Origin of the sequence: Roseivirga sp. (assembly GCF_034669765.1) — a bacterium.
GTDB lineage: Bacteria > Bacteroidota > Bacteroidia > Cytophagales > Cyclobacteriaceae > Roseivirga.
In genome coordinates this window covers 154,195-173,043 of sequence record NZ_JAXMOQ010000001.1, presented here as the reverse complement: position 1 = coordinate 173,043, position 18,849 = coordinate 154,195, and the positions used below count along the sequence as shown (strand labels likewise).

The window sequence follows — 18,849 nt, the reverse complement described above, 5'->3', positions numbered from 1 at the left end:
AAAAGATACTAAAACACTTGAAAGATATGAGACCGATATTCCTCATTGCGGTCGTACTGATATGCTGTAGCTCTACAGTACATGGGCAGTTTTTCAAAAAGAAGGAAGACAACAAGAAAACCGAGCTTTTAGAATTGAATTCTGATTCGGTATCAGTTGAAATTACAGACATCATCTTCAGGAATATAAACAAGGTTGGGCTTTACACCAACGATAAGCAACTTAAAAGAATAGACAAATTAGATAAGGAGAAGAATTGGAAGGAATTGTATCCTGAGCTGAAGGACTATGTGTCCAACTTTGGGATTGAGAACTTCGCTTATCAAACCTATTACCTCTGGAAGTTGGCGAAACTGACTGAAGTTTTAGGAACCGTAGATCAGGCCAGGCCGCTTTACAACCTTGTATTGAAACATCACCGAAGAGGGCTTCCTATTGAAGATATACTCGCCCGATACGATTCCATCAACCCTAATAAGAAAGAGTATTATGTTCCATTGGAATACTATTACGAGCTGGTGGAATACCGAAGAAAAGTGGATACACTCCTTCCACCGCGCGGTGTGCTCACCACCATGGGCAATCAAATCAATTCTTTATTTGAGGACTATGCGCCAAGCGTGGCCAAAGGCGATGAGATTTTACTGCTTACTTCCAAAAGAAATGCGCGCAATGTGGGCATTAAAGTAATCAGTAATGAGGATATTTTTATTGCTCAGAGTACTGGAAATGGCTGGGGCGAAGCCAAACCCTTTGACGCTATTAACAGCGAATACAACGAAGGTTCGGCAGCGATGACCAAGGATGGAAACACGATTTTCTTTTCGCGTTGCGCTGCGCCCGATAGTTTTGGCAATTGCGATTTATACACTTCTGTTTTTCAGGGCGACAGCCTTTGGACGGAGCCCAAAAACATGGGGGAATTGATTAACTCAAAGGGTTGGGATTCGCACCCTACACTTTCGCCTACGGAAGACACACTCTATTTTTCATCTGACAGACAAGGTGGTTTTGGTTTGGCAGACCTGTACTACACTTTTAAAAATGCCCAGAATGAATGGGGCCAGCCTCAGAATTTAGGACCCATTGTGAATACGCGTCAGAACGAAGTAAGTCCTTTTTATCACCCAGAACACAGCGTGCTTTACTTTAGCAGCAATGGGCACTTGTTGAATTTCGGAGATTACGACATCTACAAAACTTATAAAGAAGGAATCAACTTTTCGGAACCGATCAATATTGGTCCTTTAGTGAACGGGCCAGGAACGGAGTTTTACTTTACGATTGACAAGGCCTCGAAAGATATTTTTTACTCGCGCTCAGAGGAAAAGAGCATGAAGAACCTAGACCTCTTTTCTTTTCCCTTACCCATGGGTGGGCAACCTTTGGCCACCACCCGCTTTATGGGTCGAATACAAAGCGTGACAGGGAAGATCCCCCAAAACATGGTAGTGTCGATTATTGATTTGGACGATGGCGTGGAAGTGGCCCCAAAATTCGCCAGAGAAGATGGCACTTTTGAGTTCGATTTGATCAACCAAAGAAATTATTTGGTGGTAATTCAAGGAGATGATTTTTTCCGCTTAGAAAAGATGTTTTTTCTGGATGGCGACACCGAATATGAAGGCATTGTGGAGCGCGTGGCCAGTAAAATTGAATTTGCCTCTTTAGAGTTTGAAAATGGAAAATCAGACATTCTCCCCAACATGGAAAGTGACCTGAAGAAAGTGGTTGACTTTTTAATTGATCATCCCTCATTTAAATTGAATGTATCTGGCCATACCGACTCCAGTGGCGATGCGCTATTGAACTTGGCCCTTTCACAAGAAAGGGCCCGATCGATTAAGACTTGGATTGTGGATGGCGGAGTAGGTGCCGAACGCATTAATGCCATTGGTTACGGAAGCCAAAGACCGATTGTTAAAGAGGAAAAAACGGATGAAGACCGAGCAGTGAACCGCAGGGTAGAGTTTGAAATTTATAGAGAGGCTCAAGAGGAGGACGGGAATTAGAGAGGCTTAATACATTAGCACAGTGGGTTATCGGTTTGAAACCGCCTTTAAGGCATCCTCGATACAATCGAGGATGAGTGGGGCTGTTACTTCATCTAAATTAGACTTGATCCATTTTGTATCTGAACAGGTTTTGCCAAAAATGGACACAAAAAAAGGTGCCTTTTCAAGCACCTTCTTTATTGAAATTGTTTTTAGTGATCATTTACATTCTTACTATTAATTCATCTTTCAGCCATTGAAAGGCTTCCTGTTGATTATATGCTATCTCTGGTCTTAATAAAGCCTCCATGTCTCCTGTAAAGTTTGGATCATTTTCTTTAGCCTCTATGTTCAGTAAAAACTCCTTTTGGCTCGGAGCCTTTTTCTCAGTGCCAGACTCTATATACTGTCGAAAACACTCAAGAATTTCATCAATATTGATGTCCATACTCCGCCTAGCATAATCTAAATCAAACAAGTCACGCCCTTTACTTCTTTGGTACAATGCCCTGAGTTTGGTGCCGAGCAATTCATTTATGCTATAAGTCCTTATTTCACAACTCCCTTCATACCATTCGCTATGTACTTTATAAGGGAAGTCCACCCAATCCAATACGTTGAAATGTTCCCGACAATTGATTTCTAATTTCAATCGCATTCGTATTGCTTCATACTCAGAAGTAAATCGATACAGTGCCTTAATACCATGCCCTCTATTTTGCGTTTTTCTGTCTTCCTCAAAGAAGGTGATCACCTCCCCAAGTCTTTCCATGATTGGTTTGATGGGGCCCTGCTTAATTTGCACCAAGTCAATATCTTCTGAATATCGCAGAGCTGGATTGAGATAGAGTTTATGCAAGGCTGTACCTCCTCTAAATGCTAGGTGTTCCCTGAGAAAGTCATCAGAGAAAATTTCCACCAATGTCCTGCTGATCACTAAGTCTTGCTCTACTTGAGAAAACTCTTTCCACGGGGCATGTTCCTGCCATTTTGCTATGTAAGGTTTTGCAATCATTTATGAGACAAAGTTTTATGCAGGGGATTACAAATCACTCTCCAGTTTAATGTTTACATCTATTTTCCATTTGTTATCAACTGCTCCGGGCTTTTGGGTTTTCTTGGGACTCAATAATACTGGAAAGTAGGGCTGTTCTTTTAGCTTTTCATAGATGATGTCGGCTAAAACATTTTCTCCCATCAGCTCCTCTAGTAAAAAACCTGTTCTTTGAAGTGTACTCTTATGAGTGTACCAAGAGATAAGTCCTTTTAAGTCTACCTCATTCATTTCTTCCGTGAGTTCTTCTAAAGAAGCCAACATGCGATTGAGTCCACCAATTTTCGTGTGGTGATGGATCAGATCGATAAAAGTGAGAGTGGGGGAGGATATCTTATACTCTCCGGCATCCGACTTCTTCATTTCAATATTGCTGCTTGGCCAAGTACCCGTAGTTAAGAACTGAATATCAAAGCTTTTCTTTTTAATGGTATTGAGTTTGGGAGTTTCTATAATTAGATAATCCCGTTGTGACTGCTGATGGCTAGCTCCGTGAATTTTTGCAGCGGCATATAGCCCAACATAGTATTTCCGATTAAGATATTTGAATAGCTTTTCAGCATACAGTTGAATAGGAAGTTTTTCTGATGAGGAGTACCTAGGTGGTATAATTAGATAAAATCCTTTTCGAAGGTTTAGAATTTCATTTTTCTCTACCAGTCTTCGTAACTCAAATTTTAAAGAAGTTTCTGTTCCTATTGTTTTGCTTCCTATCTCTTCCAGTGAGAAGGAGTACTCCTCATGGGAGGACAAATATGTGATATATTCTTTTGCGTTCAGCTTAGTAATATTTCGAGAAAGGTAGTGAAAAAAGCTACTAACCTCGAATTAATACTATGATAATTGTTGTGTGGGGTAGCTCTTTTGGTTTCTTTTGAGGGGGATACGTGACAGCATGAAATCAAGCACTCCTTTTTAAAGCTGATCCTTTAATAAAAGCTTGTCTCATTGTTCAGGTTTCTCCTATGGGTAGAAACAAAAGAAGGTGCCTTTTCAAGCACCTTCTTCAATAAAATTTTTGGTTCAGTTTAAATTCCGAAAAGCTTTAGAATATCATTTCCGAATACAAATACCATCAGTAAAAGAAGAATGATCATCCCCACTTTTTGGGCATTTTCAAGGAATCTGTCTGAAGGCGCTTTGCCCGATACCATCTCGAAGAGTAAGAACATTACATGTCCGCCATCCAATGCTGGAATCGGCAATAGGTTCATAAAGGCCAATACCATAGAAATAAAGCCTGTGATTCCCCAGAAAGCATTCCAGTCCCAAGTTTTAGGGAACATGTTGACGATGCCGATTGGGCCACTCATATTTCTAGCAGACATTTCGCCATTGAACTTGAACATTTTGCCCATGGCCTTGGCATTAAGAATTACGGCACTAAATGCTTTAGAGGTGCCTCTTGGAATGGCTTCGGCCAAAGTGTATTCGTCTATTTCGAAAGGAGATGACAATGCAATGCCTATTTGAGTCTCCTCATTAACATCAAGGTTTAGCGTCATTTCTTGACCATTTCTCTCGATTAAAAAGGCAACATTTTGCCCAGCATAGTTTGCCATTTCAGACCTCAATTGGTCAAAATACTGAACTTCAACGCCATTGGCTTTTAAAATTCTGTCGCCTTCCTGTAATGGAATATCAAATCCTTTTTGCAAACCGCCTACTATTGAAGGCTGCCTTGGCTCTAAGAATTTCAACTGGAAGTCTTCATCACTCAAGTTGTTCAAAAAGCCTTTTGGAATTGGAATATCAAGTTGCTGTCCGTTACGGTCAACGGTCCAGTAGCCATCGGTGGTGAGCAAAGTTGTTCCGCTGGCGATGTCGCCAAAACGGTCATAATCGGCACCGTTGACCTTGATGACCTTATCACCCGTTTGGAAACCTACTTCTTGAGCAATTTCTCCAGCCACTACACCGTAATCTTTTGTGAACTTGGCAGGAATATAAGCTTCGCCTTGATTGTAAGTAAGAATGACAAAGGCAATAATACCGGCAACTACGTTCACGATAATACCACCCAGCATCACGATTAAGCGCTGCCAAGCTGGTTTAGAACGAAACTCCCATGGCTGAGGCTCTTGTTTCATTTGCTCTTTATCCATGGACTCATCGATCATCCCAGATATTTTAACAAAGCCACCCAATGGAATAGCACCTAAACCGTATTCTGTATCTCCTTTTTTGAAACTGAATATTTTTGGTGGAAAGCCAATGAAGAATTTCTCCACTTTCATTCCAAAGAAACGAGCGGCAAGCATGTGGCCTGCTTCGTGAATTCCTACCAGAATTGATAGGGCCAGCAATAGCTGAGCAATCTGTACTATAGTTTCCATTAATTAAATTATGTGTTCAAATGCTATTTTTCTCGTCTCCTCATCGGTAAAGACATAGTCCTCATACGTTGGCTTTTTAACAAAAGATACCTTTTGCATACAAGCTTCAACTACATCGGACATTCCTAGGAAGCTGATTTCATCTTTAAGGAATTTTTCTACTGCCACTTCATTGGCAGCATTTAATATACAAGACATGTTTCCGCCTTGTTTAAGGGCTTCAAATGCCAGCGCCAAGTTACGGAAAGTCTTTGTATCAGCCTGCTCAAAAGTAAGGGCAGGATAATTCAAAAAATCGAATCTTGGGAAGTTCGTTTTGATTCTTTCAGGATAAGTCATGGCAAACTGAATGGGCAGTTTCATGTCTGGCAAACCCATTTGCGCTTTCATGCTGCCGTCTTCAAACTGCACAATCGAATGAATAATGGATTGCGGATGCACAATGACTTCTATCTGCTCTTGCTTTAGGTTGAAGAGCCACTTGGCTTCAATTACCTCAAGCCCTTTGTTCATCAATGAAGCAGAATCGATTGTGATTTTTGCGCCCATGTCCCAATTTGGGTGTTTCAAGGCTTGTGCTTTCGTTACCGTTTTAAGGAAGTTGGTGTCTTTTCCTCGGAATGGTCCACCGGAAGCGGTGAGAATGATTTTTTCGATTGGGTTGTGAAATTCTCCCACCAAGCATTGGAAAATAGCCGAATGCTCGGAGTCTACTGGGTAAATATTCACCCCATATTGTTCGGCCAAGGCGGTCACCAGTTCACCCGCCACCACCATGGTTTCTTTATTGGCCAAGGCAATAGGCTTTCCACTTTCAATGGCTTTGATGGTAGGTTTTAACCCCGCATAGCCCACCAAAGCGGTAAGCACCAAATCAATGGAGTCCATTTGCACGACAGAGGACAGTGCGTTTTCGCCAGCGTACACCTTTATGTCAAGGCGATCTAAAGCGTCAAAAACTTTATCGTAATGATTCTCATTGCCAATGACTACCGCATTCGGTTTGAAGGCAATGGCCTGTTCAATCAGTAAATGGCAGTTGTTTTGTGCGGTAAGCACTTCCACCTGAAAACGGTCTGGGTTGGCTTGAATTACCTCTAAGGCTTGCGTGCCGATAGAGCCAGTTGAGCCCAAAATGGCAATGTGCTTCTTTTTAATTTCTTCCACGTATTGCTTAACTATTTCAGATAATGTAAAAGTGCATCTGCAAGTTTACGGTCGTTTGAAAGGCGAGGTACTTTATTTTGCCCACCTAACTTGCCCTGCGATTTCATGTAATTTCTGAAAGCATCGCGCGACAATGATTTTACTTCCAGATTTTTTAGAATGCTCCCCGAAATTAAATCATCGTAGTAAGAATTCAGTTTTCGAAGCTGCAAATTTAGGTCTTTTTCAAAGGCCTCCAAATCAGAAGGTTCATTGGCAAATTCTATGTACCACTCGTGCAGTGGTAAACCGCTTTTTGGAGATACGTTAGGCGCTACTGTAAACTCCACTAATTCAGTTCCTGGCTGTTGTTCAACCGCATATTGCATGGCTTTTTCTACCTCTTCTCCAATCACATGTTCGCCAAAGGCAGAGATAAAATGTTTGATTCGACCCGACACCACAATGCGATAAGGATCTTTCGACACAAACTTTATGGTATCGCCAATGGAATAACCCCAAAGTCCAGCATTGTTATTGATAATGAGTGCGTAGTTTTTATCCAGCTCTACATCGTCAATGGAAAGACGGGTTGGGTTTTCGTTAAAATATTCATCGGCTGGAACAAACTCGAAGAAGATGCCGCTATTTAACAGCAGCAATAAGCCTTTTTCCTTTTGAGAATCCTGATAAGCAATAAAGCCTTCGGAAGCAGGGTATAGCTCAATGCTATCCACTTCTTTCCCAATCGTTTCGAACAACTTTTGGCGGTAAGGTTCAAAGTTTACTCCACCATAAATAAAGAGGTCGAATTCAGGGAAAATGTCTTTTATTTTCTTTCCAGTTCTGGCCTGAATTCGGTCGAAATACATTTGTACCCAAGGTGGAATGCCGGAGATTAAGCTCATGGGCTGATCAAGTGTTTCGTCAATAATGGCGTCCAATTTCTGTTCCCAATCTTCAATGCAATTGGTTTCGTAGCTCGGCATTTGATTACTACGCAAATAGCTTGGTACGTGGTGGTTCACAATTCCTGAAAGTCGCCCTGTATTGATTCCTGCAGTTTTATAGGTTTCTGGGCTACCCGATAAAAAGATCAGCTTGTTGTCTAGAAACTTCGATTTACCCGTTTCGGCCACATAGCTCAATATCGCATCTCGTGCGCTGCCAATATGGTTGGGAATGGAGTCTTTTGTAATAGGAATGTACTTGGTGCCCGAAGTGGTGCCTGAGGTTTTCGCAAAGTAGGCAGGCTTGCCCGGCCAAAGTACATCAGCTTCGCCCTGAAGAATTTTTTCTACATAAGGCTTGAGCTCTTCGTAGTCTCGAATGGGTACATTTTTCTTAAAATCATCATAGGTTTTGATGCTTTCAAAATTATGGTCTTTACCAAAAACCGTTTGGCTTGCAGCTTTGATGTTTTGCTTAAAAACTTTGGCCTGAGAAGCGCTCGGATTCATTGACCACCTACGCTGTTGCGCTGCCATGTAGGCTGCCAAAGGTTTGCTAAGTATTGACCGTATTCCCATAAGAGGCAAAGATATGTTTTTTGGAATGCTGAAACACCGAAATCTAATAATCTCGATAGAATCTGTTTTGGCTTTTAACCTTAATTAACAATGGACAGATTATCAACAATTGTTGTGTTACGTATGTTTGAATAGTGTAAAGAGAATTCAGCCTGAATTACATTCTGCTCTCTTACATTTTTCGAATTTAGATAAAATAAATATTTAGGATACAGATATGAAAAGCGCAGCAAAGATGATTCTTCTGGCTTTTGTGGCCGGACTGGCCGGAGCCTTTGTTTTCCAACAATACTTGAGCCCAGCTCAAGTAAATGAAATTATAAGAGAAGTGCCCGCCAATTTCAGGCAGGCGAGCTATACCGATGATCGGTCGAATGACGAAATGACGAGTCGGCCATTTGAAGCGCCAGCAGACTTTAGAACGGCTGCCGATAAATCTATTCGTAGTGTAGTCTACATTAAGAACTTACAGCGCAACAGAAGGAGTATGTCATTTTATGATTACATCTATGGGCGTGAGGGGGCTGGTTCCGAAGTGGCCATTGGCTCTGGTTCGGGAGTGATCTATTCCGAGGATGGATACATCATTACGAACAATCACGTGATTCAAGGAGCGGATGAAATTGAGGTAATGCACGAAAAAAGAACTTATCGTGCAACTTTGGTAGGTACCGACCCTAACCTTGATCTAGCAGTATTGAAAATTGAGGCGAAAGACTTACCAGCAGTTGAAATTGGTAAGAGTTCCGATGTAAGAATTGGAGATTGGGTATTGGCCGTGGGCAATCCCTTTAATTTAACTTCTACTGTAACGGCTGGAATCGTAAGTGCAATTGGTAGTGAAACGGCTGCCTTAAGAGAGAACTTCCCTCTAGAACTTTATATCCAAACCGATGCCGCCATTAACCCCGGAAACAGCGGTGGTGCATTGGTCAATACCGATGGTGAATTGGTTGGCATCAACTCTTCTATTATTTCAAAAACAGGTTCTTATGCAGGCTATGGTTTTGCCGTGCCTTCAGACATTGTGGTGAAAGCGGTGGAGGATTTGAAGAAATATAAATATGTGCAAAAAGCATATACAGGTGCCGATGTAGCTGAAATCAATGAAGAACTAGCGAAACGTGAAAATCTAAAAGATCTAAAAGGGGTATTTATTCAGTCCATTAAAAGGGAAAGCGCAGCAGATATGGCTGGACTTGAGGCTGGCGATGTGATCCTTAGTTTGAATGGAAAGCATATCAATAGCAAGTCTACTTTTGATGAGTTGCTCACTTATATGTCGCCAGGCGACAAGGTATTGGTGGAGTACAGAAGAAACCAACGAGTGGGGGAAACCTACGTAACTTTAGAGAATGTTTTGGGGAATACGGACATCCTAGATAGCCAATCTGGACTCAGTGAAGAAGACATTCATTTCTCTGATTTTTTGGGGGCCGAAATGAGAAAACTCACCCAAGTGGAACTAGAAAAGAATGGTTTGAAATATGGAGTGAAGGTGACCAAAATCAACAAGGACACTGGTTTTATGAGAAAGCTCAGCGATATTAAAGAAGGAGATATCATTGTAGCCATTAATCAAAAATGGGCGGGCGACCCAACAGCAGTTGCCAATTATCTAGAACGTTATTCAGGAAGAATTCAATTGGATATTCTCGATGCTAAAGGAAAACAGAATACACTGAGGTATAGATTTCAGTAATAGTGCAATTGAAGAGGTAATAAAAAAGGGGCTTTAAGCCCCTTTTTTATTACACTGATTTCATTCTCATTTTCTTTTTAAGCTCGTCCATGCTATGACAGAACTTATTGTCAATCTCAATCATATCGCTGACAGATTGCACCGCGTGAATTACGGTAGAGTGATCACGGCCACCAAAATGGTAACCAATAGATTTTAATGAGTGGTTTGTATATTCTTTGCACAAGTACATCGCTACTTGTCGTGCAATTACAATTTCTTTCTTTCGGGTTTTATCCTTCAAGTCTTCCACACTAATTTGGAAGTATTCACCTACAGATTTTTGGATATAATCAACGCCCACTTCCGACTCAATGTCGTGCACGATGTTTTTCAGTGTTTGCTTGGCCAGTTCTAGATTGATTTCTGCTTTGTTTAGTGTTGCATGAGCAATTAGGGAAATCAAAACGCCCTCTAATTCACGCACGTTTGTATCAACACTGTAGGCCAAATATTCCACTACGTCATCAGGAATATAGATTCCGTCCGATTCCATTTTTCTGGAGATAATGGCAATTCTGGTTTCAAAATCAGGCATCTGCAAATCTGCCGTAAGCCCCCATTTGAATCTAGAAAGCAATCGGTCCTGCAAGCCTTTCAAATCTCTTGGTGGCCTATCGCTCGACATAATGATTTGCTTACCGCTTTGGTGTAAATGATTAAAAATATGGAAGAACATTTCCTGTGTTTTCTCTTTGCCCGAGAAAAACTGCACATCATCTATAATCAAAGTATCTACTTGTAGGTAGAAGTTGGTAAAGCTCTGAATGCTGTTGTTCTTAATCGCATCCGTAAACTGAGTAGTAAATTTTTCAGAAGACACATAAAGCACAAAATGCTTTTTATCATCTCTTCTAATTTTATTTCCAATGGATTGAATCAGGTGAGTTTTCCCCAAACCCACACCACCGTAAACCATCAATGGATTAAAAGAAGTAACGCCCGGCTTTTCGGCTACAGCGATACCGGCAGATCTTGCCAAACGGTTACAGTCTCCTTCAATATAGTTTTCGAAATCGTAATTTGGGTTGAGGTTTGAGTGTCTAAACTCTTCCTCAACAGAGGGCATATCAAAGGGGCTATGAATTTTTGCCGGCTTGTCTTGCTCCCATTTATTCTTTGGTGTCTGGTTTGGCAGTGTAACAGAATAAGCTTGATTCTGCGCACTTCCACTGTCCACAATCACAGAATATTCAAGGCGACCATGAGGGCCAAGTTCTGCATGAATCACTTGCCTTAACAGCTGCACATAGTGTTCTTCTAAATACTCGTAGAAAAACTGGCTAGGTACCTGAATGGTGAGAATGCCTTCATTCAGTTTAAGCGGGACGATAGGCTCAAACCAAGTTTTAAAACTTTGGTCGCCCACCTGACTCCTAATGAATCGGAGACAGTCTTCCCAAACCGATACGCAATCTTTTACCATTAATTGATTATGCAAATTGGATAAAAAATCCCCAAGTGATTTTTGGGGGACGACAAAAATGATAAAAATAAGACGAACATGAAAGGCGAATTCGCAAGAGAGGCGAAAATAATTTCGCTGCTAAAACTCGCTGCCTCAGCTATATGCCTCATTACCTGTTAAATGGCACATGGATGTTCAAAATTCAGTTTATAAAGGCGAATTTCACTTTAAATCAGCATGGCGATTTGAAATCCCTTATTTTCGTGTCAATAAATTGATGGAGTATGGAGCAAAGACTTTTCGATGACTTTAAAAAGCCAGCATCCACGGCTTGGCAGAACCAAATCATTAAAGAACTGAAGGGCAAACCTATTGAAGAACTCAATTGGGAAATTGCAGGGGCAGAAGGAAAACCTTTTTATACCCAAGAAGATTTACCAAGTCCTTTACCACAATTACAAATTCCCAATCATCAGTCTGAAGCTTTTGGGATAAGAAATTGGGTCAACTACCAAGTGATTGAAGTGAGTTCAGAAAAAGAGGCCAATGAAAAGGCACTTTTGGCCTTGAATAGTGGTGCTACAGGAATCTTATTTCAGCTGAAAACAGTTCCAAACTTTGATTTGCTCCTCAAAGATATACTGATCCATTATTGCCATGTAAGTTTTAAAATAGAACAGGAAGCCCAATCATTGGTAAGTGCCTATGAAGCTTATGTTAAAGCAAAGGGAATTGATGAAAAGGAGGTCAGGGGCTTTCTCCGTTCCCATGAGGAGTCTTTTTTAAGTAAACTGCCCAATTTCAGGTTTTTCATTTCAGAAGAGAAAAACGACAATGTCAATCTAGGCTTGGCTGTTCTTCTTGCCAAAACCATCGATCTTGTGGATGCCAGTACGACCACAATTGAAGAGGTTCAGGCTTGGTTTAAGCGAATACAGTTTAACCTCAATGTAGGTGAATCCTATTTTTTGGAGATCACCCGTCATCGTGCATTGCGCATTTTGGTTGGACAGCTGGCCAATTCATATGGTTTTGAATTAGCATTGAATGACATTCAAATCGCTTCAAGTTCTGGCCAATGGAATGAACCCACCAAGGATGAGTATAATTACTTGCTTCGCGCAACAACGGAAGCCATGACCGCCATTATCGGAGGAACAAACGCTGTGATCATTCAACCTTTCCATCATTTGTTCCCGAAAAACCCAGCCCAAGGCGAGCGCATTGCTAGAAACATTTCTACAATTCTTAAAGACGAATCGTATTTGGACAAGACCCTCGATCCCTCTGCTGGATCCTATTATATAGAATCACTGACCGCCCAATTGGTGGAGAAAACCTGGGCGACTCTTCAACAAATAGAAGCAAAAGGAGGGTTGAAAAACCTTTCTGAAAATGACATTAACGCTTTAGCCCTTTAAACCGAAATTATGAGACCGACATTAAAACCACTCAACATCTCGGCTGAAAGTACACCAACTAAGGCTGCTGAAAATTGGACTACTGCAGAAGGAATTGAAGTGCCTTCAACGATCTCCTTTTCCGAAATTAAAGATGCCGAGCATTTAAAGTTTGAGGCAGGAATACCTCCTTACCTACGCGGGCCCTATGCTTCAATGTACACTCAACGCCCTTGGACGATCCGCCAATATGCGGGTTTTTCTACGGCCGAAGAATCAAATGCTTTTTACCGAAGAAATTTAGCCGCAGGGCAAAAAGGATTGTCCGTTGCTTTTGATTTAGCCACCCACAGAGGTTATGATTCCGATCATCCACGCGTGGTGGGCGATGTGGGTAAAGCAGGTGTAGCCATTGATTCCATCTTGGACATGAAGCTGCTTTTCGATCAAATTCCGCTCGATAAAATGTCGGTTTCGATGACCATGAATGGTGCGGTTTTGCCCATTATGGCATTCTACATTGCGGCAGCAGAAGAACAAGGTGTAGCGAAAGAAGAACTGAGTGGAACCATTCAGAATGACATTCTGAAAGAATTTATGGTGCGGAATACTTATATCTATCCGCCCTTGCCTTCCATGAAAATCATTGGCGATATTTTCGAGTATTCGTCCAACAACATGCCCCGATTTAACTCTATTAGTATATCGGGCTACCACATGCACGAAGCCGGTGCACCAGCGCATATTGAATTGGCTTATACTTTGGCTGATGGTTTGGAATACATCCGCACAGGTATTAACGCGGGCATGGACATTGATACCTTCGCCCCACGCCTTTCTTTTTTCTGGGGAATTGGCATGAACCACTTTATGGAAATTGCCAAAATGCGTGCGGGTCGTTTGCTTTGGTCTAAAATCGTAAAACAGTTCAATCCAAAGAACGAAAAGTCGATGGCGCTAAGAACGCACAGCCAAACTTCCGGCTGGAGTTTAGCGGCACAAGACCCCTTCAATAACGTTACTAGAACTTGTGTGGAAGCCATGGCTGCCGTGCTTGGTCATACGCAATCACTACACACCAACGCCTTAGACGAGGCCATTGCCCTGCCTACTGACTTCTCGGCCAAAATTGCCAGAAACACACAAATCTACCTACAGCAAGAAACCGACATTACCAACGTGGTTGATCCATGGGGAGGTTCTTATTATGTGGAATACCTTACCGAAGAGTTGGTAAAAAAGGCTTGGGAGCTGATTGAAGAAGTGGAGGAGCTAGGCGGAATGGCCAAAGCTATTGAGCAGGGCCTTCCGAAGATGAAAATTGAAGAAGCCGCTGCCCGTAAACAGGCCCGAATTGATTCTGGAAAAGACATTATTGTAGGTGTAAACCAATACAAAGTGGACGAGGCCTTAGATTTCGATTTGCTGGAAGTTGACAATGCTTCGGTAAGGAAATCACAATTGGAAAGACTGGCCTTTTTGAAAGCCAACAGAGATACTGCAAAAGTGGAAGCAAGCTTGAAAGCATTAGAAGATGCCGCTCGTTCTGGCGAAGGTAATTTGCTCGAACTGGCGGTGGATGCCGCTAGGCTAAGGGCTTCTTTGGGTGAGATTTCTACCGCATTGGAAAATGTTTTTGGAAGACACAAAGCTGTGATCAGATCAATTTCTGGTGTATATTCAAACGAAGTGAAAGACAACGAAGACTTTAAAAAGGCCAGAGAGCTGGCCGATAAGTTTGCCGAAATGGACGGTCGAAGACCACGAATTATGGTGGCGAAAATGGGGCAAGATGGCCACGACCGTGGTGCTAAAGTAATCGCAACCAGCTTTGCGGATTTAGGTTTTGATGTGGACATAGGGCCACTTTTTCAAACCCCAGAAGAGACGGCATTACAAGCAGCCGAAAACGATGTGCATATGATTGGCGCTTCCAGCTTGGCTGCAGGACATAAAACCTTAATTCCACAACTTATTGCCGAATTAAAGCGTCTAGGCCGTGAAGATATTATGGTCATTGCAGGTGGTGTAATTCCTCCAGCCGATTACGATTTTCTGAGAGAAGCTGGAGCTGCGGCCATTTTTGGTCCAGGGACAGTAATTGCAAAAGCGGCTCAGGAAATTCTTCTGAAGTTGATGGAAGAATAAGCTGTTGGAAAAAAAAGGATTAAAGATTTTAACCAGAACTAAATATCAGATTTCTTTGTAACAATCAGGGATAAGCTTAGGTCAATGCAAATCATCGAGGTTAAGAACAAAAAGAATAGTAAGGATTTTCTGGATACCGCCAGAGTCATTTATAAGAATGATCCTGTATGGGTATGTCCTTTGGATCAAGAAATCAACAATATTTTTGATCCGAAAGAAAATGTCTTCTTTCAAAATGGAGAAGCCGCACGTTGGGTATTCAAAGACGATCAAGGGAATCTGATTGGTAGAATTGCCGCTTTTATTAATGAAAACAAAGCCAATTTTGGCGATCAACGTATTGGTGGCATTGGCTTTTTTGAGTCCATTAATGATAAATCCATAGCCTTTGAGATTTTTGATACCGCCAAGAAATGGTTGGTTGAACGAAAGGTGAATACGATTCAAGGGCCGATTAATTTTGGCGAGAATGATTCTTTCTGGGGCCTTTTGGTGGAAGGCTTTACGCACCCATCGAACGGCATGGTGTATAACCCACCTCATTACCGTGATTTTTTCGAAGCCTATGGTTTCAAAAAGAAGATGGAGCAACTGACGAATCACCTCAACATAACGGATGGTTTGCCAGAGCGCTTTGTGAAAATTGCAGAGTATGCAATTACAAAAAAGCCCAACCTTACTTTAAGGCCACTGGATGCCAATAGGTTTGATGAATGTGCCGAAGATTTCATGGAAATTTATAATGCGGCTTGGGCACATCACGAGAACTTCACACCCATTAAAAAGGAGTACGTAAAAGAGACTTTCAAGAAAGTAAAGCCATTCTACGACCCCAACTATATTTGGTTTGCTTATGTTGATGGGCAACCCGCTAGTTTCGTTTTGGTGCTTCCCGATGTAAATCAAATCCTAAAGCACTTTAAGGGTAAAATCAACCTTTGGAACAAGCTGCGATTTGTAATGTTGAAGAGGAAAAAGACAATCACTAGACTCAGGGTTTGGGCGATGGGTACACACCCAAAATTCCAAAATACTGGGTTAGAATCCGTCTTGGTTTACAAATGCTTTGAAGGCGCCATGAAAAGTCATTATGTAGAAGGCGAACTCTCTTGGGTAGGCGATTTCAATGATAAAATGATTGCTATTCATAAAGCATTAGGCGCAGTGCCAGGGAAAAAGCACATCACTTACGAGCTTGCTGTTTAGTAGCTGCTACTTTTTTGCTCGAACTGTACCTCCCACCCGAGAAAGCTCTGGCGCAAGCGTTGCGAATCAGCTCACGATTATCGGAGCGTAAGCGCCTAAGAGAAGCAAATTTGCGGATGAATAACCACAAAGGATTTAGCGTTTTATAAGGTTGCCTAACTGCAGCTTCGTGGATTTTTAAATGCTAAATAGACAACAAATATTGCTGTTCTATCAGTTAATTTCACTAAACTTATTGCTTGTTAAAAGGTGCGTATAGCACACCATATTGGGGTGCTAACGCTCACTTTGTAACAATTATATATTGCTATACGCCACGTTTGTGATCGATAGCTAACGTTGTGAGCAATGAAAAAATAAGTGCATGAAACAAAAACTAGTCAAGTTTATTTCAAATAATTGGTTAATAATAGCACTCGCCATTATTCCTCCGTTTTTCATCTACTATTATTTTCAGAGAGAAACCAAGGAGATTGAAGTCACAATTAATTCACGGACCTCTGTCATTGAACTAAATGAAAAGTATTCCAAAGACATAAAGGTTTTCTATAAAAGCAACCCAATCAATGCATTGGAAGTTTTACAAATTTCTGTTACAAACACTGGTAATAAACCGATTAAAGCAGACGACTTCTCATCACCACTGTCATTTGAGTTTCAATCCAATACCCAGATCCCACTTAGTTCCATTGAGTCCTCACCTAAAAACCTCAACCCAATTATTTCAAATGTTTCGGATTCGATTTATTTCCTAAAACCCCTTTTATTAAACCCTAATGATAGATTCACATTTTTAGCATTTATAATTGACTCGCAAAAACCGAATATTCCATTAACAGTAAATGCCCGGATTATTGGAATTTCTGAACCCAAGCTTGAACTTGCATCTAACGATGAGAAAGTTCAAATAGAAATGAAATTGGTTGAAATTCTAGCAGTTATTCTAGCGATACTAACTAGTGTGATTTCAATAATTAGCGTAGCTAAGAGATTAAAGGAAATAACTCTGTCAATTACACCAACTGGTCAAATTGGAATTCAACTTTCTGAGATTTCTGAGAAAAAGGAAATTCGGTCATTAGCTCATAGACTAAAGATTGAAGGACACGACACCAAGTCAAATCTCTTACTAATTAGAATTAAAATTGAAGAACAGCTAAGAGAACTAGCTTCCAATTTAGACTTACCAGAAAAGAAAAGGCTTTCTTCACCTTACTTGCTAACAAGGTCATTAGAAGACCAGCGTATCCTACAAAGAGCTATGGGACACGGAATCAGAGAAATTTTAAAAATAATAAATAGGGAACTTCATGTAAGTGAGTCCTATTTATCCCATAAAGAATATAAAGGCCTACAAGTAGAATCTTTACGCATATTAGATGATTTGATTTCACTTAATGAAACAACAACAAGAAATTAAAATCACTGCTCACAACAATCGCTATAAAAACATGCCCTTCGGGACACGTTTCATAGCGGAACCGTTAGCGGCAAGCATTTTTGATCAACAGTAGAGTAAATTATTAAATGGACTTTTGGTACACTGCGACAGAAAACTACGACAAGGAATTTGATGACAATGGGTTATCGTGGACAAAGTACATAGAGTTTAGTAAGCTGACTCATTTGACTGAGTTAGTGTCATTAGACGGAATGCTTAATGAATTGATCTTTGAGCCGGACAGGGGAGAAAATGGAGACTGGGACTTCATTATCGTGGACAACCTTTATGAAACTGGACTCTTTAACTCGTTGGAATACGTAATTAAAAAAATAAAAGATAAAGAACGATTCAATCTTTTAACAGTTGTTAAAGAACCGACTGAGAAGTGTGATAAAATAGAAATTTTGGACTTTGAATTTGTTGGCTACGATTTGCTTGACAAGGATTACTCGACAAGTGCGCTTTCAAATTGTGGTGGTTTTGATGAGACATTTCTACCGTCTGACTTAAACCAATACGGTCTAATAGACACTTTTGAAAAAGCATACGACATACGTGACCGACTATTTGCAAACAATCCAGAAGAACATCACGCGGATTGTAATGTATTTGCATTATGGAGACACAAAAAAATAGGCAGAGTAGAAAATGCCAGCCGCTAACAATGGACACATAAGAATAAGGGAATTGGAAACCTAGTTAATAAAAACCATTAGCCAGCAATAAAAGCCATCAAGAAAAGGAACAATAGTAGAGAAGAAAATGAATAATTTTTTAGGGGTACTTTTCATTATAATTGGTTTTAGCTGGATACTCTACAGCGTCAAAAGCTTTATAAAAGATAAAAGTGGATTAAGTGGTTATGACTTAATAAAGGGAATTGGAGGAGCTTTGGCATTAATTCTATTAGGCATTTTAACTCTTCTGGAAAAAATCAATTGGACTGGTTAAACATATTAACTTGAACTTATGTGGGTATAAAAAAGGGCTGTAAGGCAAAAATGCCAGCCGCTAACAATGCGTATATGCTATGGCGCTGAATGATTTTGATTATTTATATATTTGATCAGCGCCACATCATATACGCTGGCGTTAGATGCAGTCGTAGAAGCGCAATAAAAAAGCCCCTGATTTCTCAGAGGCTGATTTCTTAAACTTGATTACGTTCCAAAGGAAGAGGCTTGATCAAGCATTACGATGTAAATATACGACCTATATTTACATTTTGTTACTTAATTCTCTAAAATTTGGAATACAGCAAACTTGAATATTTTATCTCGCAACCAAGAATCCAGAGGTTTTTGATAGCCGCTGGGAATTCCAAATCTAAGGCTCAACAACTTTACAGAATTAATCTCAGAGTAAGTCAAGCTTTTTATCCAATCCTCAACCTTTTCGAAATTTTCATACGGAATACCGTGAATTACCAAATCACTTCGCATT

The 18,849-nt window shown here is 40.8% G+C and carries 14 protein-coding genes; 8 read left to right on the top strand and 6 right to left on the bottom strand.

Annotated elements, in window-relative coordinates:
- Window positions 1–26: 26 nt before the first annotated feature.
- Window positions 27–2,012, top strand: a complete 1,986-nt coding sequence (locus tag VOI17_RS00835) for an OmpA family protein (RefSeq protein WP_323755340.1) — start codon at window positions 27–29, stop codon at window positions 2,010–2,012.
- Window positions 2,013–2,217: 205 nt separating this feature from the next.
- Here VOI17_RS00835 and VOI17_RS00830 read toward each other — a convergent pair whose 3' ends face one another.
- The 5 genes from VOI17_RS00830 to VOI17_RS00810 form a co-directional block, all read right to left on the bottom strand.
- Window positions 2,218–3,009, bottom strand: a complete 792-nt coding sequence (locus VOI17_RS00830) for a nucleotidyl transferase AbiEii/AbiGii toxin family protein (RefSeq protein ID WP_323755339.1) — start codon at window positions 3,007–3,009, stop codon at window positions 2,218–2,220.
- Between the two features lie 27 nt (window positions 3,010–3,036).
- On the bottom strand, window positions 3,037–3,801 hold the full coding sequence (locus VOI17_RS00825; protein ID WP_323755338.1) for a type IV toxin-antitoxin system AbiEi family antitoxin: 765 nt from the start codon (window positions 3,799–3,801) through the stop codon (window positions 3,037–3,039).
- Between the two features lie 275 nt (window positions 3,802–4,076).
- Window positions 4,077–5,384 (bottom strand): RIP metalloprotease RseP, encoded by a 1,308-nt coding sequence (rseP, locus tag VOI17_RS00820; protein ID WP_323755337.1) that lies wholly within the window; start codon window positions 5,382–5,384, stop codon window positions 4,077–4,079.
- A gap of 3 nt (window positions 5,385–5,387) precedes the next feature.
- Window positions 5,388–6,551, bottom strand: a complete 1,164-nt coding sequence (locus tag VOI17_RS00815) for a 1-deoxy-D-xylulose-5-phosphate reductoisomerase (protein WP_323755336.1) — start codon at window positions 6,549–6,551, stop codon at window positions 5,388–5,390.
- A gap of 11 nt (window positions 6,552–6,562) precedes the next feature.
- Entirely contained in the window at window positions 6,563–8,059 is a 1,497-nt protein-coding gene (locus VOI17_RS00810; protein WP_323755335.1) for a GH3 auxin-responsive promoter family protein, read from the bottom strand.
- A 217-nt stretch (window positions 8,060–8,276) separates the two neighbouring features.
- On the opposite strand from VOI17_RS00810, the gene VOI17_RS00805 reads away from it, so the two are divergent.
- Window positions 8,277–9,761 carry a trypsin-like peptidase domain-containing protein gene (locus VOI17_RS00805; RefSeq protein WP_323755334.1) on the top strand — a complete coding sequence of 495 codons (1,485 nt, stop codon included), beginning with the start codon at window positions 8,277–8,279 and terminating at the stop codon, window positions 9,759–9,761.
- 49 nt (window positions 9,762–9,810) lie between these two features.
- Here VOI17_RS00805 and dnaA read toward each other — a convergent pair whose 3' ends face one another.
- Entirely contained in the window at window positions 9,811–11,226 is a 1,416-nt protein-coding gene (gene dnaA / locus VOI17_RS00800; RefSeq protein WP_323755333.1) for a chromosomal replication initiator protein DnaA, read from the bottom strand.
- A gap of 266 nt (window positions 11,227–11,492) precedes the next feature.
- On the opposite strand from dnaA, the gene VOI17_RS00795 reads away from it, so the two are divergent.
- The 6 genes from VOI17_RS00795 (at window position 11,493) to VOI17_RS00770 (ending at window position 18,357) form a co-directional block, all read left to right on the top strand.
- Window positions 11,493–12,629: a methylmalonyl-CoA mutase family protein gene (locus VOI17_RS00795; protein ID WP_323755332.1), complete on the top strand. Its 1,137-nt coding sequence runs from the start codon at window positions 11,493–11,495 to the stop codon at window positions 12,627–12,629.
- Window positions 12,630–12,638: 9 nt separating this feature from the next.
- Window positions 12,639–14,756 carry a methylmalonyl-CoA mutase gene (scpA, locus tag VOI17_RS00790; RefSeq protein WP_323755331.1) on the top strand — a complete coding sequence of 706 codons (2,118 nt, stop codon included), beginning with the start codon at window positions 12,639–12,641 and terminating at the stop codon, window positions 14,754–14,756.
- Between the two features lie 84 nt (window positions 14,757–14,840).
- Window positions 14,841–15,962 carry a hypothetical protein gene (locus VOI17_RS00785; RefSeq protein ID WP_323755330.1) on the top strand — a complete coding sequence of 374 codons (1,122 nt, stop codon included), beginning with the start codon at window positions 14,841–14,843 and terminating at the stop codon, window positions 15,960–15,962.
- A 364-nt stretch (window positions 15,963–16,326) separates the two neighbouring features.
- The gene (locus tag VOI17_RS00780; RefSeq protein ID WP_323755329.1) at window positions 16,327–17,382 is read left to right on the top strand and encodes a hypothetical protein; all 1,056 of its coding nucleotides are present in this window, start codon (window positions 16,327–16,329) and stop codon (window positions 17,380–17,382) included.
- 107 nt (window positions 17,383–17,489) lie between these two features.
- On the top strand, window positions 17,490–18,068 hold the full coding sequence (locus tag VOI17_RS00775; protein WP_323755328.1) for a hypothetical protein: 579 nt from the start codon (window positions 17,490–17,492) through the stop codon (window positions 18,066–18,068).
- 100 nt (window positions 18,069–18,168) lie between these two features.
- Complete coding sequence (locus VOI17_RS00770; protein WP_323755327.1) at window positions 18,169–18,357, top strand: hypothetical protein; 189 nt, start codon at window positions 18,169–18,171, stop codon at window positions 18,355–18,357.
- Window positions 18,358–18,849 lie beyond the last annotated feature (492 nt).